Raw genomic sequence first — 17,332 nt, forward strand, 5'->3', positions numbered from 1 at the left:
TTCTGGACGACAAGGTCAACTGAGGGCGGGCCAAGGATCCGTTGCCTCGGGCCGGCCGGCAGGGATCTTCGCCACCTCTGCCGGCCGGCCCGTGGAGATCAGCGGAAAATCACGTCCGAGCAGGAGTAGAAGGCCTCGCCGGAGTCGGGCCAGTGGCGTTGCCAGATCGAGTAGATCAGGTGCCTGCCGGTGCGTCCGCCGGGCAGGTTCGCCCGGAGCTGGTAGGCGTTGCCGGCGATCGGCGGGTTGTCCTTTTTGTAGAACGGGGTGCTTTCCAGGTCGGACCACTTGAGCGGTTTCGTCGGGTTGTAGCCCGGCTTGGTGACGTACAGTTCGAAGGTGCCCTCGTGCGCGGCGGTCAGTTGGTACTGCAGCGTGTACGGGCCGCTGGCCGGCAGCGTGGTCGCCGGCCAGTCGCCGCGGGCCAGGTCGAGCCCCTTGTACTTGTCCCGGCCGGCGCTGCACAGCTTGCCGTCCGGGATGATTTCGCGGCTGTGGCCACTGGCGTCGCCGATGTTGACCTCGTCCCAGTCGTAGATCGGCCAGCTGTCGCCCACCGCGATGGCGGCCTTGCACGCGGCGGACTGCGGGTTCTCCGGATCCTCCTGGAAACATTGCATGATCCGGCTGATCGGGTTGCCCATCGACCCGTGCGCGAGGGCCGGGACGGCGGTGAACACCGAGACCGTGCCGAACACGACGGTCAGTATCGCGACTTTGACGGCGGAGCGAGAAAACTTCATCGCACGGTTCCTCTCATGAGAGGTCTAGACCATGACACGATAGGTCTCACGGCGCACCGGCTTGTAGGCCCGAAAGTCGGGTGCGGGCGATTTCGCGTGTGCTCCGCTTACCTCGGTGCCTCGGGAGACGGGGCACCGGACTCCGCCGCCAGGAGGTCGAGCAGGCCGGGGAACCGCCGGTCGATGTCGGCCCGCCGCAACCTGATCCCCTTCCTGTTGCCGTAGTTGATCTCCCGGATCAGCCCGGCCTCGCGCAAGATCCGGAAGTGGTGGGTCTGGGTCTGCTTGCTGATCGGAAGGTCGAACGAGTTACAGGTGCGCTCGCCGTCGCTGTCGTCTGCGGCGAGCTCTACCACCACGGCACGGCGGTGGTCATCGGAAAGGGCGCGGAGCACCGTGCCCAACTCGATGTCGTCGACGTCGGCGGGCGCAGCGTCCGTCCCGGTCATGAGCCATCCTCCTCAGGTACGACTTGTATCGTACCTCAAGACGTGTTTCACTCAGGTACGAAAACCATCGTACCTGAGGAGTAGTCCATGGCCTCGTCCGCCAAAAGCTGGGAAGACGTGCACAGCCTCACCGTTGCTGCTCCCTGCGGCTGCTCGACAACATCGCCGAGCCACGTCGCACCGAGCCTCGGCTAAAGCGGAAACCACTGCCCTGGGGCCGGTGAACGGCTCTTCAATCGCCCGTCTCGGTTCTCTTTTCGAAAGGTCGTTGTCGTGTCTTCTCCCAGAATCCTGATCGTCGGGGCAGGTGTCGCCGGGCCCGCCTTCGCCTACTTGCTGGCCCGGCACGGGTTCCGGCCCACTGTCGTGGAGCAGGCCAGAGAACTGCGCTCCGGCGGCACCGCCATCGTCGTCAAAGGTCCAGCGGTTCCGGTCGCCGAGAAGATGGGCATCATGCCGCGACTGCGCGAGCTGGCCACCCGCGCCACCTCGATGTCCCTTTTGGACACCGCGGGCAGGCGGATCCTGCGGGTTCCCCTGACGTCCGAACGGTCGCCTTCCGTCGAGCTGACCCGCTCCGACCTGTCCGCGGTACTCCACGATGTCGCGAGGAATGACGCGGAGTTCCTCTTCGGCGACACGATCACCCGCCTCGACCAGAACGAGTCCGGCGTCGAGGTCACCTTCCGCCGGGCCGCGCCGCGGCGCTTCGACCTCGTGATCGGCGCCGACGGCATCCATTCCGCGGTACGCGGGCTGGTGTTCGGGCCAGAACAGAGGTTCACGACCGACCTGGGCATGTTCGGGGCCACTGTTCCGTTACCGCCCGACGCGATCGACCATCCACACGAAATGGTGATGATGACCGCACCGGGCCGGATGCTCGCCGTTCATCCCTCGCGGGAAACACCTCAGGCCATTTTCACCTTCCGCGGTCCCCGCGTGCATGGATACGACCGTCACGACGTCGCGCTACAGAAACGCATTCTGGCCGAGGCGTACGCCGGAGTGGGCTGGCGGGCCCCCGAGCTGGTCGACGTGTTCCAGCAGCACCCGGCACCGCATTTCGACCCGCTCATCAATGTGCGATTGCACAATTGGGCACGCGGCCGCGTGGCACTGCTCGGCGACGCGTCGTCCGCCACCGCGTTGTTCGGCGACGGGTCCAGTTTGGCGCTGGTGGGCGCGTACACGCTCGCCACGGCACTCGCGGCGCACCCCCGCGACCACGCCCGCGCCTTCCGGGCCTACGAGGCGAAACACCGCCGCGAGGTGGCGTCGCGACAACGACGCGTCGGGCTGATAGCGACGCTGATGGTCCCGCGCACCCACCGGGGACTCGCGGTACGCAACGCCGTCGGCCGCGCCGTCGGCCGGCTCACCCAGACCGCCATGAGTGACACGCCGGACGGTATCCCAAGGTAAACCCGCGGGTGCGGGGCAATTTGTAGGTGTCCGAGGCCGGCGACTGACTTGGTCGCGGCTCGGGCCGGTTCTGGGGTTCTGGGCGGGTGACAGAGGAGTGGACATCAGGACTGACGCGATGTCAGTCGTCAAGCCAGAATGCTCGTGATCGACGGGCGGGAAGTCGGCCGAGGTTCGTGGTGACCATGTTCGCCGCGCGGCGAACGTTCGTCGCCATTGAGGCCAGTTGACCTCCGTTGAGCACCACGGCACCCACGGCGGCGACGATCCTTCCGGTGTTCGTGTGTACCGGTGCCACCACGCTGTAGGCCGAGGACACCTCCTCAAGGCGGTCGATGGCCACGCCCCGTTCGCGTGTGCCGGCCACGAGCCGTGTCCACTCCGCGGCTGAGTAGCACTCGGGTTGCGGGAATTCGGGTGTGTCCGCCGCCAAGACCATGTCGACGGCACTGCCCGCCGGCAACGCTACTCCGGCCCGCAGCGGGAAGACCTCCTCCGCGTCGCCGCGCAGGCCGCCGACGATCATGGTGTGCCCTACGTCAGCGGACATGACTCCCACGCTGGCTCTGGTGGCGGCGGCGAGCTCACGCAGGGGGTGGCGTGCGGCTGCCCGGAGAGCAGGTGCGGGTCGCCACCCTTGGCCCAACTGGAACAGGTGTGGCCCGATGCGGTACCGGCCTGCTCGGCGTTGAACTGCCCCCAGCGTGGTGAGCTGGTCAAGCAGCCGGTGCGTGGTCGCTTTGGGCAGCCCAGTGCGGGCCGCCAATTGGGCCGGTCCGGCGTCGTCGACTCTGGCCAGTTCCGCCAGCACCGCGAACGCGCCTTCCAGCACTCCGCGTCCTGGCGCAGTGCTGCGTTCCGGTTCGTCCACCACTGTCAGCCCCCCCCCGATAGCACGTCCGGCCGAGTATTCACCCCGCCATGCTGGTCCCGCTCAACGAGACGAGTTCTATCCCTGTCATCGCGATTCCTGCGACCTTCGCTACATCGCGGCCGCGTTTCCATTATCTGGCAACTGTCGAAGGGACATCATGAGCAGCAGATCGATACGGATGTTGGCGTCACTGGTGGCTGTCGCCGCACTGGTGGTCAACGCCGGTTTCGCCGCGTCTTCGGCGAGCGCGGCTATTAGCGAGGTTGCCTACCGGCGACGGCACGTACTTTTACCTGGTGGCCAGGCATAGCGGCAAGTGCCTCACCGTCGACCTGTCCGACGAGGGCACCGGCCAGCGGACCAACCAGTTCCACTGTGTGGGTGCGGACACCCAGATGTGGCGCAGGGCCTACCAGACACAAGACAACTACCTTCTGGTCGTGAGAGCGACCGGGAAGGTTCTCAGCTTGGACACCCGCGGTGGGCTCGGCAACGGCCAGCCCATCCTCACCTGGCCGCACGAGTACGGCAGCAATCAGCTCTGGAGCTTTTCCCACGTGTAGCCGACAGCATCCTGAATCGTCGCGGTGCACGGTCTGGCCGCGACGATCCAGCCTGCCTCAAGCCCGAAACAGTCGAGAGGAAACCATCCCTATCGGGGATCACGTCCACACCCAGGCTGCGCCGAGCACTTGCCTCGGTAGGTCGATGCACTGCTTCATCGATCTTGCTTTCGGGTAAGCCTTTCCTGAACAGGGAATTCAGGAAAGCAGGCCGCGCCGGAATCCGTGCGCGACGGCTTGGGCGCGGTCGTGCACGCTGAGTTTGCTGAACAGGCGGCGGGCATGAGTTTTCACGGTGTCTTCGGCCAGATACAGCTCGCGGCCGATCTCTCCATTGCTCTTGCCTTGGCTCATGCCTCGCAGCACCTGTAGCTCACGCTGCGTCAGCTGGACGCCGGGGTCCGGCGACTCTCGCGGGGACGGGACCGGGGTGGCGAGAGTGTGGGCGAGTGCGGCGACGACTTCCGGCCGTGAGGCGTCCCAACGCAGGTAGCCGCGGGCGCCACCGGCGATCGCCGCGGTGATGGTGGTGATGTCGTCGGGTGCGCCGAATACGAGGACATTCGCTTCGGGATTCGCCGAGACGAGCAGACGGGTGGTCTCGAGTCCGGACGCCACCGCGCGCTGGCTACCCACGAGCACGACATCGGCGGGCTGCCGGGTATACCTGGTCTGCAACCCCTCGCCATCCGCGGCGTAGTCGATGCGGTTCACCCCCGGGACAGCCAGCAGCACACGGGCAAGTCCCTCCCGGACATTACGTCGATCGTCGCAGATCAAGATGGTCGTCACGATTTCCTCTCAGCCGCGTAGAGTGTCTTCTCCCTCGTGGCCGTTGGTCGAAACGGATGACGGCAATGCTTCACGTGCTCGATTGCGACAGCAAGTGGCGTAACTCGTCGGTGAGTGTCGCGGTGGGTCGGGAGTTGGTCTTCGGCACCTTCGACTGGCACAGTATCGCCCCTGCCAAGCTGAAACGGATGACGGCCGGGGAGATCATCGTCAAGGTCGCCGTCGTGATGGCCACCGGCATAGCCAGTCTGGGTAGGCGTCGCGGCGTTCGGTTTCGGAGCGGTAGGGGCGGGTGCGCTTGTCCCACACGGGATCCGCGGTGAAGGCGGCTCCGTAAACCCTTCTGTGTCAAGGCGATACGGTGCAGTATGTCAAGATCACTCATTCGGTTCGACCGACCAGGGGAGCATGACGTGGCTGACTGGCAAACTTTTGTGTACGTCACCTTTATCCAGGCCACGCCGGAGCAAGTCTGGCACGCGCTGACCGACGCCGATGTGACCGCCGAATACTGGGCAGAGCACAGCAACGTTTCCGACTGGCAGGTCGGCTCGGCCTGGGAACATCCGCGCACCGATGGTTCCGGGATCGTCGACCTCGTCGGCACGGTGCTGGAAGCCGTGCCACCCCAACGGCTGATGATCACCCGGACCGGCCCGAACGAGGAGCGGCCCCACGGTCCCGGCCGGATCACCTTCGACATCGAGCCGCACGGCGATATTGTCCGGCTCACCGTCACTCATGAGAATCTGAGTGACCACGACGAGTACGTCTCGGTCTCAGCCGGATGGCCGTCCGTGCTGGCCAACCTCAAGACCTTTCTGGAGACCGGGCACGTCCTGTCGCAAGGTCCATGGGAAATGTACGCGGAGATGCGCGACGCCCGAATGGCACGCAACGATCCTCGGTAACCCTATGCACCCGCGAAGCCGAGACATTAACATGGCGTTTCAGCTGGTCCCGGCCTTGTCTATGAAGGATTTGGGACACTCACCGTCCCAAATCCTTCATAGACAAGACCGTACACCTCGGCATTAATCGGACACCCACTCGTCGATAAGCGTCCTTTGTGGACACGCCAGGGTCGGCGAGGCAAGTCACTTGCATCGCGCCATCACTTCCCAGGTAGTCGCCGTCAAAACCATAGCGTTACTTCTCCTGAGTTGCGGCTGGTCACGCAGGGCGGCGCACGTGCGTCGCACCTCGATCACGACCGGCTGTCGGTGTCGCCGCATCCCGCGTAAACCGGGATGACCTTGTTTCGGCCTGGCGGTAGTCTTCAGTGGACGGTGGAACAAGGGGGAGTAATTGTGTCCAGCCACTTCGAGGCGATCGGGATCGGCATCGCCAATCAGGATGAGTTCGGAGAGAGGGTGGTCTCGCTGATCAGTGCGGGCACCGCGCGGCAGATCGCTGCGAAGATCAGCGAGCATGTGTGGACTGATCCCTCTGGCGCCCGGCTGGTCGCACAGGTCCGCAACGGCAAGATCGAGTTTCTTCTGCCCTGTCTGGCAAGCACAACGCCCGCGGTACCGGTGCGAGGCGTGCACCTCGTCGATGACGAGACCGCCATGCTCGAACTCCTCGACAGTGTCGATGGGGAGTCGGTCTGTCCCGTCGCGGTGGAGCTGGAGGACCGAGCGGTCCTCGCCCGTTCCGGCGGGCGGCTCGAGAACGGTTCCCTGGTGCTGGCAGCTCTGGCCGAAGACGTCACCGTGCACGCCGATGCCGAAGCCTACTTCGCCTCGCAGGTCGATGACGAGCTGAAGTTCGCCGCCGACCACTTCATCCCCTCCGGAACTTTCTCGTTGGCGGAATCCTCGTCCGACTGGACGCCCTCCGCCCACGCGCTGTTCGCCGGCGAGGTCATCGAGGTGGAGGCTCCCGTGAACACCGTTACCGGCACGGCATTCCATCGGCTCCGGGTCCGGACCATCGCCGCGATCGAACTCGATGTCGCTATCGCGGCCACCGACCTTGAGCAACCACCCGCGCGCGGCAACATCGTGACCGGGACCTTCTTCCTGACCGGAAGGCTGGGACTGCAGCCGACCGACTCCGCGGACAAGCCGGTGAAGCGGCGGCGCTGGTTCCGACGATAGTTCCCTCCACAGCACCGCGCCGGGGTGCTCGGGCTGAGATCACCAGGGAGGACGGGGACATGGTGGGCGAGTATCGCTGATGCGCTGTCGAGGGCGACTGGCGAACGCTCTCTTCCTCGGTGTGCGGATTTTCGGATGTCAGGCCGGATTCGCCTCGGTACCGAGCGGCCGCGGTGCGTCTTGACCAAGAGGTCGACGACATTCACCGCGAGGCGGTGGGTGTCTTGAACGACCGTGGCGCATAGCGGGCTGCTCGAGGTATTGATCAGTGTTTTTGCTTCCAGGACACCACCGACTCGGCGTCGTGCACCCCGGACAGCCACCAGCCGAACTGTCCGCGCTACCGGAACACCAACCACGGAGCCGCACGTAACGCACTCTCGTGCCGATGAGCGGCGAATCGACGGCGCAGCTGGTGTCTCAGGGTGTCGAGGCAACTGAGGCCCTGTCAGCGTGTCCGCGGCTTGGTGTCGTTATGTTTGGTTCCCGGCCTGCTTGACGGTTCTGATCACCGGTGCGGTTTCGATGTGGGTGATGGCGGGCAGCATGGCCACCCGGGTGGTCAGGTACCGGTACAGCTCCCGCTGGTTCGCGCACACCACGCTCGCGTAAAGGTTCGTCGGCCCGGTGGTGGCGGCGGCGAACGCGATCTCGGGATGCCCGGCCAGTGCCGCACCGGCCTCTTCCAGGTGCGTGGGCGCGACCGAGAGCCAGAGCAGGGTCCGGGGGCCGAGGCCGAACAGGCTTCCGTCGATGTCGATGTCCAGGTACAGCACCCCGCGTTCGCGAAGTTCGGTCATCCTGCGCCGGACCGTCGTCGGTGACCAGCCGGTCACCGCGGCCAGTTGCTCAAGTTCGGCTCGGCCGTCGTTGGCGAGTGTGGCGAGGAGTTTGCGGTCGCCGTCGTCGAGCTGTACCGGTCCCGGCCAGTGCGGCACGGGGAGCGGGCGCAGCCGTGCGATGGCCTCCTCGTCCAGTGACCCGAGCTTGGCGATCACGTTGTCCGGGCCGCCGTAGAACGTGTGCAGCACGGAGTGTGCGGTCACTCCCTCGACGCGTGGGGTGCCTGGGAGTTTGCCCAGCAGCAGCGTTTCGCTGTCGGTCTCGCTCTCGGTGCGGACCGTGCAGGTGATCTCCGTGCCGCCGGAGGTGAGGCTCACCCAGGACGTGTCGGGGCGTCGGGCCAGTGCCTCGGCGACCGGAACCGACGCGGTGGGTGCGCAGCGCACCCGCAGGAACCACAGCACCGCGCCCAGCGCGGTCGGGTCGACCCCGCCGAGCACCCGCACCGCCCCCGCCGACCGCAATCGGGCGTAGCGGCGGGCGATGGTGCGATCCGACACGCCGAGGACCTCGGCGATCGTGCTGAACGGGGCGCGGCCGTTGATCTGCAAGGCGTGCACGAGCCGACGATCCAGCTCGTCGTAGTCGGATTCCACCGGTCCGAGCGTAACCAGTGTCGGATACCGACGCAATCAAGCCTGTTTCTGGCGCGTCTGTGTCGGCAGGCGGAGCGTTGCTCTCGTCCTGATCGACACAACCAGGGGAGAACCTATGGACACCGATGTACTCATCGTCGGCGCGGGCCCGACCGGGCTGACGCTGGCCAACGAACTGCGGCTGGCGGAGGTGTCAGCCGTGCTGGTCGACAAGCTGCCGCAGCGCAGCACGTTGTCGAAGGCGGGTGGCGTGCAATCCCGCACGCAAGAGGCATTCGACCAGCGTGGCTTGCTGGAACCGTTGCTGGCTACCGGAAATCACCCGATCGGCATCGCCCACTTCGCCGCTGTCACGCTCCCGCTCACCCGGGACAGGCACCGCCATCCGTGGCGGTCCATCCCGCAGGTGGTGATCGAGGGCTTCTTCGAGCAACACCTTGCCGCACAAGGCATCCACACGCGGCGCGACCACGAACTGACCGGCATCGCGCAGGACGGGGACGGGGTCACCGCGACCTTCGCGGACAGCGATGTCGTCCGCTCCCGATACCTGGTCGCCGCGGACGGCGGCCACAGCACGGTTCGATCACTGCTGGGGGCCGAGTTCCCCGGCAGACCGGGCACGCTGACCACCGTCGCCGCCGACGTGCGGTTGAGTGGTGACGACCAAACGAGGACGCACACCCGGAGCGAGGACGGGCATTGGGCGATGGTGTTCCCGCTCGGCACCGATCCGCAGGGCAGGCCGCTGCGCCGGCTCTCGCTGGGCGGGCCGGGCCGGTCACTGCCTCGAGAGGTTCCGGTCACCGAGGACGAGATCCGCGAGGGGCTGCGTGCCGTCTTCGGCTCCCGGGTGAAACTGCTCGAACTTCGGTACGCACGCCGCATCACCAACGCGGCCCGCCAGGCGGCGCGGTACCGGCACGGGCGGGTGTTCCTCGCCGGCGACGCCGCGCATGTCCATCTCCCGATCGGCGCGCAGGGGATGAACCTCGGGATCCAGGACGCGCTCAACCTGGGATGGAAACTGGGTGCCGCGGTGCGCGGCTGGGCTCCGGAGCACCTGCTCGACACCTACCACAGCGAACGTCATCCGGTCGCGGCCGCCGTGCTGCGCAACGTCCAGGCACAGAGCCTGCTGATGGACCAGGAAGGCACCGGCGACCCGGATCTGATGGCGGCCAAGGAACTGTTCGCGGACCTCACGCGACTGCGGGACGTGCAATACCACCTCGACGACATGTTGTCCGGGATGGGCATCCGCTATCCGATGCCGGGCACCGAAAAGCAGCCGCTCGTCGGCCTTCCCGCGCCGGATCTGGACCTTGGCCCGGTCCGGTCGCACGAGCTGCTGCGGCGTGGACGCGGTGTCCTGATCGACCCGGCCGACCAGTTCGCCAAGGTCGCCGACCACCGGCAGGACCGGGTGGACCGCGCGGGTCAGGGTGCCGGTACCGAGCCGATGCTCATCCGGCCGGACGGCTACGTGTGCTGGGCGGGCGACCCGGATGGCCTCGAACCGGCGCTCGGGCACTGGTTCGGCGAGCCGCACTGATCACCAGCGCTCGACCGATCTCGGCGATGACGGCCTGACCGTCGTCACGGAGCGGGCTGAGGGCGGTTATACCCTCCCTGCCTGCCGCACCCCGCCCCATGCTGGGGTGATGGTGGTACTACGGTTCCTCGGAACCCTGCTGTGGTTCGGCGTTTCGGCCGGCGTGCTCACCTACGCCGTCCACGACCTGAACGTGCGGGACGCACCGACCTTCAGCATCGAGGGCACGGTCGTCTCGCACCGGCAGGAGCGCCACGCGTCGTCGCAGGACACAGGCTCGTACTACACCTACTTCATCACCGTCCGCGGCGCGACCGGGGACTTCGAGTTCGGCGACGGCCAACAGGCGATCGACACCGAGCCGGGCACCCCGGTGGTGGTGCAGGTCTCCACGGCGACCGGCGAGGTCGTGTTCCTGCGCAAGGACACCACGGTCGTGGATCTGCGCAACACCGTGACCATGGACGTGGTCCTCATCGCGCTCGCCGCGGTCGGCCTGCTCATCGCCTTGGTGCACGAACTCATCGTCGACGACTACCACTACCCGCGGTGGCTGGGATTCGTCTTCGGCGGGCTCGCCGCGGGCGGCGGGGGGTGGCTCGCCCTGGTGCTCACCTGGTGACCCAAGCCGCTGTCGGGCCGCTCAGCCCTGGTAGACAGTGCCTGCCCCGACGAAGCACAGGGAGTTGCCCCACGGGTCGTCGACGTAGCACGAACGCTCTCCCCATGGGCGGACGGTGATCTCGCCGCCTGGCTCGCCGTGTACTTGTTCGGTCGACAAGCAGCCGAGGTCCTGAGCGCGGACGTACACCGCGTCGAGGTCGGCGACGGTGAAGTACAGCGACTTCGGCAGCGGCCGGACCGGTGTCTGCCACTTCGACGTTGAGGCGGAACAGGATCGGCGCGTCCGGGGTGCCGGAGTTCGGGTTCGAATCAGTCATCGGTGTCTTCCAGCACCAGCAGGTGGCGGGAGGTCGTCGGCCAGGAGTACTCGAACATCCGCGCGATGTCGCCTGCCGCGATCGCGCCTCCCTCGAAGTAGAGGGTGACGAGGATCTGTCGCCGGGTTGGGTGGGCCAGCGCGGCGAAGATCCCGTCATACGCGGCGGTGGGCGCGTCGCCCGGAACATCTTGCATTTGTCAAGCCTTTCCGGTTGCCGCCCGTAAGGACCAGCACTGCCCCGGCCGCGAATATCCCGCCGAGCCACAGCACCGAGGTGGTCCCCGCCGCGTTCGCGGCCAGCCCGCCTGCCAACGCGCCGAGCGCGATCGCCGCGTTGAACACTCCGGCGAACAGAGCCGACGTCGCTTCGCGGGCCTCCGGTGCGGCCATCAGCAGCCATGCTTGCGAGGCCACCGAGACGCCGCCGTAGGCCAGGCCCCAGACCGCCAGCAAGGCCGCTGCCGCCAGGGTGGTCAGCCCCAGGATCGGCATTAGCGCCATCGTCGCCGACAATGTCCCGCCGAGCACCAGCAGGGTCACCCGTGACGATCGTGCCGCTCCGGCGCCCGAGGCGAAATTGCCTGCGACCCCGAAGAGCCCGTAGACCAGAAGAAGCGTGCCGATCTGTCCCGCGCTCACCCCGGAGACCTCTTCCAGTACCGGTCGGACATACGTGTACGCGGCGAAATGCCCGGTGACGATCAGCGCCACCACGATCAGCCCGACGCGCACCTTCGGCACACCGGCGAGCCGCAGCATCGCGCCAAGGCGAGCGTCTCCTTCCGACGGCAACGACGGCAGTGACAGCGCCAGCGCGGCCAGTACCACCAGCGAAAGCCCTCCGGCACCGGCGAAGGCGGCCCGCCAGCCGATCAATTCCCCTAGGTAGGTGCCTGCCGGGACACCCAGTACGGACGCCACGGCGATTCCGCTGAAGATCAGCGAGGTCGCGGATCCGACCGACCTCGGCGGGACCAGTCGCACGGCCAGGCTCGCCGCGACCGCCCACACGCCGCCCATGCCGATGCCGACCAGCACCCGCGCGACCAGCATGACGCCGAACCCGGGTGACCACGCCGCCAGCAGATTCCCGGCCGTCAGCAGCGCCATCAGCGCGCACAGCACGGCCCGCCGGTCGAACTTCGTGAGCGCCGGGATCAGCAGGGGAGCGGAGACGGCCGCGACCAGGCCGGTGACCGTGAGCGTCAGGCCCGCCGTGCCTTCGGTGATCCGCAGGTCGTGGCTGATCGGGGTCAGCAGACCCACCGGCAGCATTTCCGAGGTGACCACGGTGAAGGTCGCCCCGGCGAGCGCGCCCACCGACGGCCAGCCGCTTTTCCTCTGTCTTGTCGCCTTGAGCGTCATGTGTTCCAGGCAACCGTCGCGCGTGGCCGGGAACAACGGCCGATGTCTCATCCTTCCATGAGCAGGACTACTGGATCCACGGTGGAGGAGACCGATGAGCGGCCTGGAGATCCGTGAGCTGGAGGCGTTCCTGGTACTCGCCGAGGAGCTGCATTTCGGCCGTGCGGGCGAACGCCTGTATGTCTCGCAAAGCCGGGTCAGTCAGCTGCTCCGCTCGCTGGAGGGCCGGATCGGCGCGACACTCGTCGAGCGCACGAGCCGCCGGGCGGAGCTGACTCCGCTGGGGGAGAAGTTCCTCGCCGAACTGCGTCCGGCGTACGAGGCGCTGCGGGACGCTGTCGATCACACGCGTGCCACCGCGCGAGGGATCGGCGACGTGCTGCGCATTGGTTTCCAGGGCATCATCGACGACCGGCTCGCGAACGCCATCGGCGGATTCGAGAAGCGGCATCCGGACTGCGCCGTGGAGCTCACCGAAATCCCGCTGGCCGATCCGTTCGGCTCACTCCGCCGCCGGGAGATCGATGCCGCGGTGGTGCTGCTTCCGGTGGCAGAACCGGATCTCGTGCTCGGCCCGGTTTTCTCTCGTCAGCCGCAGATGCTCGCCGTCTCGCCTCGGCATCCGTTTGCCGGCAGAGAATCCGTCGACGTCGAGGAGCTGGCGGAATGCCCGCTGATCGGGATCCGGGGCCCAGCCCCGGAATACTGGCGCCACGCCCAAGCCCCCGACCGCACTCCCGGAGGTCGCCGGATACCGCGCGGACCGGCCGCCGGCACACTGCAGGAAGGCGTGGGCTTCGCCGCCGCGGGCCAGGGCGGCATGGTGCTGTGCCGCTCGACGGCCGAACACCAGGGACGGCGGGATTCGGTCGTTTTCGTGCCGCTCACCGGGCTGCCGGAGTCGGTGCTCGGTGTGGTCTGGCATCCGGACGGCGACGGCCGGGCCCGGGCCTTCGCCGGGGAGATCGCCGCCGAAGGGTGACGTCGGGCGTGGCTACTTTCCGAACACTTTCAGGAAAGTCGACACCGCGGCGTCGGTGATGGCGCGTAGCTCGGCGTCGGGCACCGCGCGGATAGCGAGCCGGTTGGCGAGTGCCTGGGTAACCCGGTGTGCGACGTCGCCCACGACGTCGAGCAGGTCGGGAAACTGGGGGCTTCGGCGGAAACCAGCCGCTGCGAGATTGGCCGCAAGAGCGCTCTCTGAGAGCGCCCGCACCACTCCGTCCGGATCATGGGTTCGGCTGGAGGACCGAAAGTCATACCCGGGCCTGCGCCCGGCGGTCAGGGTAGCTCCGTGGCGGCTCGTGGTGTCGGGTCGGCGTTTTGGAGGGCCTTGTCGAGGTCGTCGGGCTCGACACCGAGTTCGGCGCGGGCGATGTCGGGGTCGAGGATCATGGCGGTGGCGTGCAGGTCGCTCCATTGTGCCGGGTTGAAACCGATGGTGAATCCTTGGCGGCGTTGCCGAATACTTTCCCAGCGGATCAGAAGTTCGATGGCTCTCGGGGAGAGCTTCCAGATGCGTTTCGGCGGGCGGCCGATTGAGGTTGCGAGACGGGTGAAGAGGTCGGCCCACGGGAGGTTCGCGGTGACGACCGGATAGTTGCCATCGGCGCGACGGTCCAGCGCCGCGACGGCTGCCTGCGCGGCCTGGGTGACGGTGACGACGGCGATGGTTCCTGGGTAGACGAACATGCCTGTGTTACTGACGGACAGGCTGTGCAGCATGGGTTCGAGAGGTGATTGCCGGCCTGGAGTCGTGCCTGCGACGTAGGGGAGTTCGAGAACGGCCACGGAGGTTTCCGCGTTGACCGCGGCGCGTGCGTGCTCGGCTTGTTCGATTCTGCTGGCGATGTACGGGCTGAGTTCAGCCAGACGGAGTGATGGATCTTCGCGCTGCAGGGTGGCGTAGAAACTGCCGAGGATGACAGCCCGATCGCACTGTGCCCGGCATCCGGCGGCGAGCAACCTGGCGACGGGCGCGACGTTGGTGTCATGCAAGAACGTGGCGATGTCGGCGTCGCGCGGTGCGGCGACGGCGGCGGCCGACGCGACGACGATGCCTCGGTGGCCGGCGACGATCGTGTCGAGCCGTTCCTCGGACAGATCGGTGAGGTCGCCGAGTCGGACCGTTACCGCGGCGGGGAGGTTCGTGGGTGGCGTGCGGACCAGCACCGTGACCTCGTGCCCGCGTGCCAGTAGTTCACGCACGATGTGCTGTCCGATGAAGCCGGTTCCGCCTACTACCAGGACCTTCATGGGGCTGCCCTTTCCTCGGTCGTGGTCCAGGCCGGTCGATGAACCGGCGCCCCGGCACGTCGAGCACCAGAACTGATTACGGGAAAGTGTTCTACGGCCACCCACGCCACGCTAGGCAACGCGGATGCCACGGCGGGATCTCGTCCGGCCGTCACACCAGTTCGGCCGCGGCTTTCTCCAGGTCGTCGACGCTGCCGGACATGAGAGTGCGGACGTGATCGGTGAGGTGCCGGAGCGGCCAGTCCCACCAGGCCACAGCCAGGAGGCGGTCGATGTCCGCGTCGCTGTAGCGGCGGCGGATGAGCTTGGCCGGGTTGCCGCCGACGATTCCGTAGTCGGGGACGTCGTCCACGACCACGGAACCGGAGGCGACGATCGCTCCGTGGCCGATGCGGACACCGGGCATCACCAGTGAGCGGTAGCCGAACCAGACATCGTTGCCGACGACCGTGTCGCCCCGGCCGGGCAGGCCGGAGATGAGGTCGAAGTGTTCGGCCCAGGAACCACCCATGATGGGGAAGGGGAAGGTGGAGGGCCCGTCCATGCGATGGTTGGCACCGTTCATGACGAACCGTGTGCCCTCGCCCAGCGCGCAGAACTTGCCGATGACCAGCTTCTCCGGCCCGTAGTGGTAGAGCACGTTGCGGGTCTCGAACGCGGTCGGCTCCACCGGGTCGTCGTAGTACGAGAACTCTCCGACTTCGATCAGCGGCGAAGTGACCAGCGGCTTCAGCAGCACCACGCGCGGCTGCCCGGGCATGGGATGCACGGTGGTCGGGTCGGCGGGAACGGGGTGTGTCACGCGGTGTGTCCTCTCCAGAAGGTCGTCGGCGACCGGATGGTCAGAGCCTGCGGCCCGTAGCGGAGGCGAAGCCCAGCCAGGTGTGGCGGTTCTCCCACCAGCACCAGCCGACCTTAGGGGCATCGCGCCGCTCGCGCCCGTCCCGTCCGGTGCCGTTGCTGATCCAGAGGGCCGGGGTGCGCGCGTCGAAGGCACCGTTCGGTTTGCGCAGCCGGGAACCAATGGTCATGAAGCAGCGGTTGCGTTCCAGCGCCGACGGCTGTTGGAGGACCCAGTGGATGCCCTCGGCCAGCAGCAGCGGGGTGCGTCCCTCCTCGCCAAGGGCGGGCAGGGCCTCCTCCGGACTCCAGTTGGCCATGCGGTCACCGCGATCGATGCCGGTGACGAGGTACAGAGGAGCGTCCGGCAGGTCGATCGAGCAAGGGGCGAAACGGTCGACATCACTCATGTCAGTGACGACGAAGCCCGGCTTGCCGTCGCGGCGGAGCAGGGGTGCGAGGGCGGAGGCGGGAACCCGGTCCGGGTGGACGGCGAGCAGAGCGCCACCGCTTTCACCGTCGGCGTCCTCGGCGAAGGCACGCAGGTCGTCAGCGGACAGCTCCGCGAGTTCGTGCACACCCAACTCGATCAGGTGTTCCGCCTGGGCGGCGAGCGGCGGAAGAGAAGGAAGAGCTGTGGTGGATGAGCTGTCGGTCAAGGCATTCCTCGGTTCGTGGTTCCGGACGGGGCAGCCGAGCGTGATCGCGGCCGAATCCCATTCCATCCGAAGCCCCGGCATCGGGCAACGACGGATCGGATACCGTTCCATTAGCTGGAGGTAATCGGTGCGCTGGACGGGGAGCCACGTGGAGTTGCGTGACATCGAGATCTATCTGACCTTGGCCGAGGAGCTGCACTTCGGGCGAACCGCCGAGCGGCTGCACGTCACACAGCCCCGGGTGAGTCACGTGGTCAAGAAGATGGAGCGGCGCATCGGCGGTGTGCTCTTCGAGCGGTCCAGCCGACACGTAGCCCTGACGCCGCTCGGCGCGCGGCTGAGGGACGATCTCGCGGCGGTCCGTACCGATCTCCAGGCGAGCCTGGACCGCGCCTCCCGTACCGCGCGGGGCAGTACCGAAGTGCTGCGGCTGGGCATGGTCTCCTGGAACACCGACGAACTACGCCCGGTGTTCCAGGCCTTCGGGCACCAGCACCCCGGACGCGAATTGCAGATCCGCTCACTGAGCTTCGCCGATCCCTTCGGACCGCTGCGCGCGGGCACCGTCGATGTCGCGCTGCTGTGGCTGCCCGTGCGGGAACCGGACCTGACCGTGGGCCCGACCGTCTTCACCGAGCCGGTCGTCCTTGCCCTCTCAGCCACACACCCACTGGCCGAGAAGGACTCGGTCAGCTACGAGGACCTCGCGAACGAGGTGATGATAGGCGGCGTCACGCCGGACTATTGGCGTGAAGCGATCGTTCCGGCCCGCACCCCCAGCGGCCGACCGCTCGCCGTCGGGCCGACCGTCACCAACTTCGAGCAGATGCTCCCCATCCTCGCTACCGGAGAGGCCATATCCCCCGTGCACGCGCACGGCATCCGTTACGCCCGCCGGGACGACATCAGCTACGTCCCTATCCAGGACGCCCCCATCGCGCGCTGGGCCCTCATCTGGTGCACCGCGGACGACAATCACTTGGTTCAGGCCCTTGCGAAGACCGTCCTCGAACACGGACCGCTGTCCCTCTGAAGGGCTTTCCTTCTCTGCCATGTCGCGGACGGTGTTGAGAGCTGAGTGCGGTGTGCTTCGGAGCTGGAATTCTCTCTGTTGCCGGTGGTTTCACCTGTATGGGCAGGAATGGTGATGCGCGCTGCCGGTCTCGCTACGTAGTTTCGGCCGTCGTCGGCTACCTCGTTGGTTTGTCCGGTGCGTGATCGGATTAGTGCGACGACAAGCGTGTGTCGTGATCGGTTACCGCGTGTGTGATTGTTCGGCGTTACTCATTCATCGGGGTACTTCATCCCTGGTGGTCGCTGGAACGGC

General features: G+C 67.0%; 20 protein-coding genes and 1 pseudogene. 8 read left to right on the forward strand and 13 right to left on the reverse strand.

From position 1 onward, the window contains the following. Positions 1-98: 98 nt before the first annotated feature. Both AB0M65_RS15580 and AB0M65_RS15585 read right to left on the reverse strand, forming a co-directional pair. The gene (locus tag AB0M65_RS15580; protein ID WP_364027405.1) at positions 99-743 is read right to left on the reverse strand and encodes a lytic polysaccharide monooxygenase; all 645 of its coding nucleotides are present in this window, start codon (positions 741-743) and stop codon (positions 99-101) included. Between the two features lie 107 nt (positions 744-850). Then, entirely contained in the window at positions 851-1,192 is a 342-nt protein-coding gene (locus AB0M65_RS15585; protein ID WP_364027408.1) for a helix-turn-helix domain-containing protein, read from the reverse strand. A 273-nt stretch (positions 1,193-1,465) separates the two neighbouring features. Between AB0M65_RS15585 and AB0M65_RS15590 the strand changes: the two genes are divergently transcribed. Then, entirely contained in the window at positions 1,466-2,617 is a 1,152-nt protein-coding gene (locus AB0M65_RS15590) for an FAD-dependent monooxygenase (protein ID WP_364027411.1), read from the forward strand. Positions 2,618-2,738: 121 nt separating this feature from the next. Here the strand turns inward: AB0M65_RS15590 and AB0M65_RS15595 are convergent, their stop codons facing one another. Both AB0M65_RS15595 and AB0M65_RS15600 read right to left on the reverse strand, forming a co-directional pair. After that, the gene (locus AB0M65_RS15595) at positions 2,739-3,167 is read right to left on the reverse strand and encodes a hypothetical protein (protein ID WP_364027492.1); all 429 of its coding nucleotides are present in this window, start codon (positions 3,165-3,167) and stop codon (positions 2,739-2,741) included. A 141-nt stretch (positions 3,168-3,308) separates the two neighbouring features. Next, a pseudogene (locus AB0M65_RS15600) lies at positions 3,309-3,491 on the reverse strand (helix-turn-helix domain-containing protein); the annotation flags it as partial. A gap of 263 nt (positions 3,492-3,754) precedes the next feature. Between AB0M65_RS15600 and AB0M65_RS15605 the strand changes: the two are divergent. Continuing rightward, on the forward strand, positions 3,755-4,054 hold the full coding sequence (locus AB0M65_RS15605) for an RICIN domain-containing protein (protein ID WP_364027414.1): 300 nt from the start codon (positions 3,755-3,757) through the stop codon (positions 4,052-4,054). A gap of 198 nt (positions 4,055-4,252) precedes the next feature. On the opposite strand, the gene AB0M65_RS15610 is transcribed toward AB0M65_RS15605, so the two are convergent. Next, complete coding sequence (locus tag AB0M65_RS15610) at positions 4,253-4,846, reverse strand: response regulator transcription factor (RefSeq protein WP_364027417.1); 594 nt, start codon at positions 4,844-4,846, stop codon at positions 4,253-4,255. Positions 4,847-5,259: 413 nt separating this feature from the next. Between AB0M65_RS15610 and AB0M65_RS15615 the strand changes: the two genes are divergently transcribed. Further along, positions 5,260-5,757 (forward strand): SRPBCC family protein, encoded by a 498-nt coding sequence (locus AB0M65_RS15615; protein WP_364027420.1) that lies wholly within the window; start codon positions 5,260-5,262, stop codon positions 5,755-5,757. A 399-nt stretch (positions 5,758-6,156) separates the two neighbouring features. Further along, a complete protein-coding gene (locus tag AB0M65_RS15620) occupies positions 6,157-6,948 on the forward strand; it encodes a hypothetical protein (protein ID WP_364027423.1) in 792 nt (263 codons plus the stop codon). 473 nt (positions 6,949-7,421) lie between these two features. On the opposite strand, the gene AB0M65_RS15625 is transcribed toward AB0M65_RS15620, so the two are convergent. Further along, positions 7,422-8,387, reverse strand: coding sequence for an Lrp/AsnC family transcriptional regulator (locus tag AB0M65_RS15625; protein ID WP_364027426.1), 966 nt, complete (start codon positions 8,385-8,387; stop codon positions 7,422-7,424). 115 nt (positions 8,388-8,502) lie between these two features. Here AB0M65_RS15625 and AB0M65_RS15630 point away from each other — a divergent pair, with 115 nt between their 5' ends. Then, positions 8,503-9,942, forward strand: coding sequence for an FAD-dependent monooxygenase (locus AB0M65_RS15630; protein WP_364027429.1), 1,440 nt, complete (start codon positions 8,503-8,505; stop codon positions 9,940-9,942). A gap of 109 nt (positions 9,943-10,051) precedes the next feature. After that, entirely contained in the window at positions 10,052-10,564 is a 513-nt protein-coding gene (locus AB0M65_RS15635; protein ID WP_364027432.1) for a hypothetical protein, read from the forward strand. A gap of 21 nt (positions 10,565-10,585) precedes the next feature. On the opposite strand, the gene AB0M65_RS15640 is transcribed toward AB0M65_RS15635, so the two are convergent. From AB0M65_RS15640 to AB0M65_RS15650, 3 genes are all read right to left on the reverse strand, one after another. Further along, positions 10,586-10,753: a VOC family protein gene (locus tag AB0M65_RS15640; protein ID WP_364027435.1), complete on the reverse strand. Its 168-nt coding sequence runs from the start codon at positions 10,751-10,753 to the stop codon at positions 10,586-10,588. 122 nt (positions 10,754-10,875) lie between these two features. Further along, the gene (locus AB0M65_RS15645; protein ID WP_364027438.1) at positions 10,876-11,079 is read right to left on the reverse strand and encodes an ArsR family transcriptional regulator; all 204 of its coding nucleotides are present in this window, start codon (positions 11,077-11,079) and stop codon (positions 10,876-10,878) included. Beyond that, positions 11,039-12,250 carry an MFS transporter gene (locus AB0M65_RS15650; protein WP_364027441.1) on the reverse strand — a complete coding sequence of 404 codons (1,212 nt, stop codon included), beginning with the start codon at positions 12,248-12,250 and terminating at the stop codon, positions 11,039-11,041. Before AB0M65_RS15650 ends, AB0M65_RS15645 begins: the two co-directional genes overlap by 41 nt. Positions 12,251-12,344: 94 nt before the next feature. Here AB0M65_RS15650 and AB0M65_RS15655 point away from each other — a divergent pair, with 94 nt between their 5' ends. Then, positions 12,345-13,232 (forward strand): LysR family transcriptional regulator, encoded by an 888-nt coding sequence (locus tag AB0M65_RS15655; protein ID WP_364027444.1) that lies wholly within the window; start codon positions 12,345-12,347, stop codon positions 13,230-13,232. 12 nt (positions 13,233-13,244) lie between these two features. Here AB0M65_RS15655 and AB0M65_RS15660 read toward each other — a convergent pair whose 3' ends face one another. The 4 genes from AB0M65_RS15660 to AB0M65_RS15675 form a co-directional block, all read right to left on the reverse strand. Beyond that, the gene (locus AB0M65_RS15660; RefSeq protein WP_364027447.1) at positions 13,245-13,469 is read right to left on the reverse strand and encodes a hypothetical protein; all 225 of its coding nucleotides are present in this window, start codon (positions 13,467-13,469) and stop codon (positions 13,245-13,247) included. Positions 13,470-13,531: 62 nt separating this feature from the next. Beyond that, on the reverse strand, positions 13,532-14,506 hold the full coding sequence (locus tag AB0M65_RS15665; RefSeq protein WP_364027450.1) for an NAD-dependent epimerase/dehydratase family protein: 975 nt from the start codon (positions 14,504-14,506) through the stop codon (positions 13,532-13,534). A gap of 151 nt (positions 14,507-14,657) precedes the next feature. Continuing rightward, positions 14,658-15,266 (reverse strand): CatB-related O-acetyltransferase, encoded by a 609-nt coding sequence (locus AB0M65_RS15670; protein WP_364027489.1) that lies wholly within the window; start codon positions 15,264-15,266, stop codon positions 14,658-14,660. A gap of 82 nt (positions 15,267-15,348) precedes the next feature. Next, entirely contained in the window at positions 15,349-16,116 is a 768-nt protein-coding gene (locus AB0M65_RS15675; protein WP_364027453.1) for a DUF5701 family protein, read from the reverse strand. Between the two features lie 37 nt (positions 16,117-16,153). On the opposite strand from AB0M65_RS15675, the gene AB0M65_RS15680 reads away from it, so the two are divergent. Beyond that, positions 16,154-17,038, forward strand: coding sequence for a LysR family transcriptional regulator (locus AB0M65_RS15680; RefSeq protein ID WP_364027456.1), 885 nt, complete (start codon positions 16,154-16,156; stop codon positions 17,036-17,038). Positions 17,039-17,332 lie beyond the last annotated feature (294 nt).

The organism is Amycolatopsis sp. NPDC051071 (assembly GCF_040682875.1).
GTDB lineage: Bacteria > Actinomycetota > Actinomycetes > Mycobacteriales > Pseudonocardiaceae > Amycolatopsis.

Coding starts and splice junctions, on each gene's coding strand:
- AB0M65_RS15675 (WP_364027453.1), bottom strand. CDS start 16,116: ATGGAACGGTATCCGATCCGTCGTTGCCCGATGCCGGGGCTTCGGATG.
- AB0M65_RS15650 (WP_364027441.1), bottom strand. CDS start 12,250: ATGACGCTCAAGGCGACAAGACAGAGGAAAAGCGGCTGGCCGTCGGTG.
- AB0M65_RS15635 (WP_364027432.1), top strand. CDS start 10,052: ATGGTGGTACTACGGTTCCTCGGAACCCTGCTGTGGTTCGGCGTTTCG.
- AB0M65_RS15645 (WP_364027438.1), bottom strand. CDS start 11,079: ATGCAAGATGTTCCGGGCGACGCGCCCACCGCCGCGTATGACGGGATC.
- AB0M65_RS15630 (WP_364027429.1), top strand. CDS start 8,503: ATGGACACCGATGTACTCATCGTCGGCGCGGGCCCGACCGGGCTGACG.
- AB0M65_RS15595 (WP_364027492.1), bottom strand. CDS start 3,167: ATGTCCGCTGACGTAGGGCACACCATGATCGTCGGCGGCCTGCGCGGC.
- AB0M65_RS15665 (WP_364027450.1), bottom strand. CDS start 14,506: ATGAAGGTCCTGGTAGTAGGCGGAACCGGCTTCATCGGACAGCACATC.
- AB0M65_RS15580 (WP_364027405.1), bottom strand. CDS start 743: ATGAAGTTTTCTCGCTCCGCCGTCAAAGTCGCGATACTGACCGTCGTG.
- AB0M65_RS15655 (WP_364027444.1), top strand. CDS start 12,345: ATGAGCGGCCTGGAGATCCGTGAGCTGGAGGCGTTCCTGGTACTCGCC.
- AB0M65_RS15585 (WP_364027408.1), bottom strand. CDS start 1,192: ATGACCGGGACGGACGCTGCGCCCGCCGACGTCGACGACATCGAGTTG.
- AB0M65_RS15670 (WP_364027489.1), bottom strand. CDS start 15,266: ATGCCCGGGCAGCCGCGCGTGGTGCTGCTGAAGCCGCTGGTCACTTCG.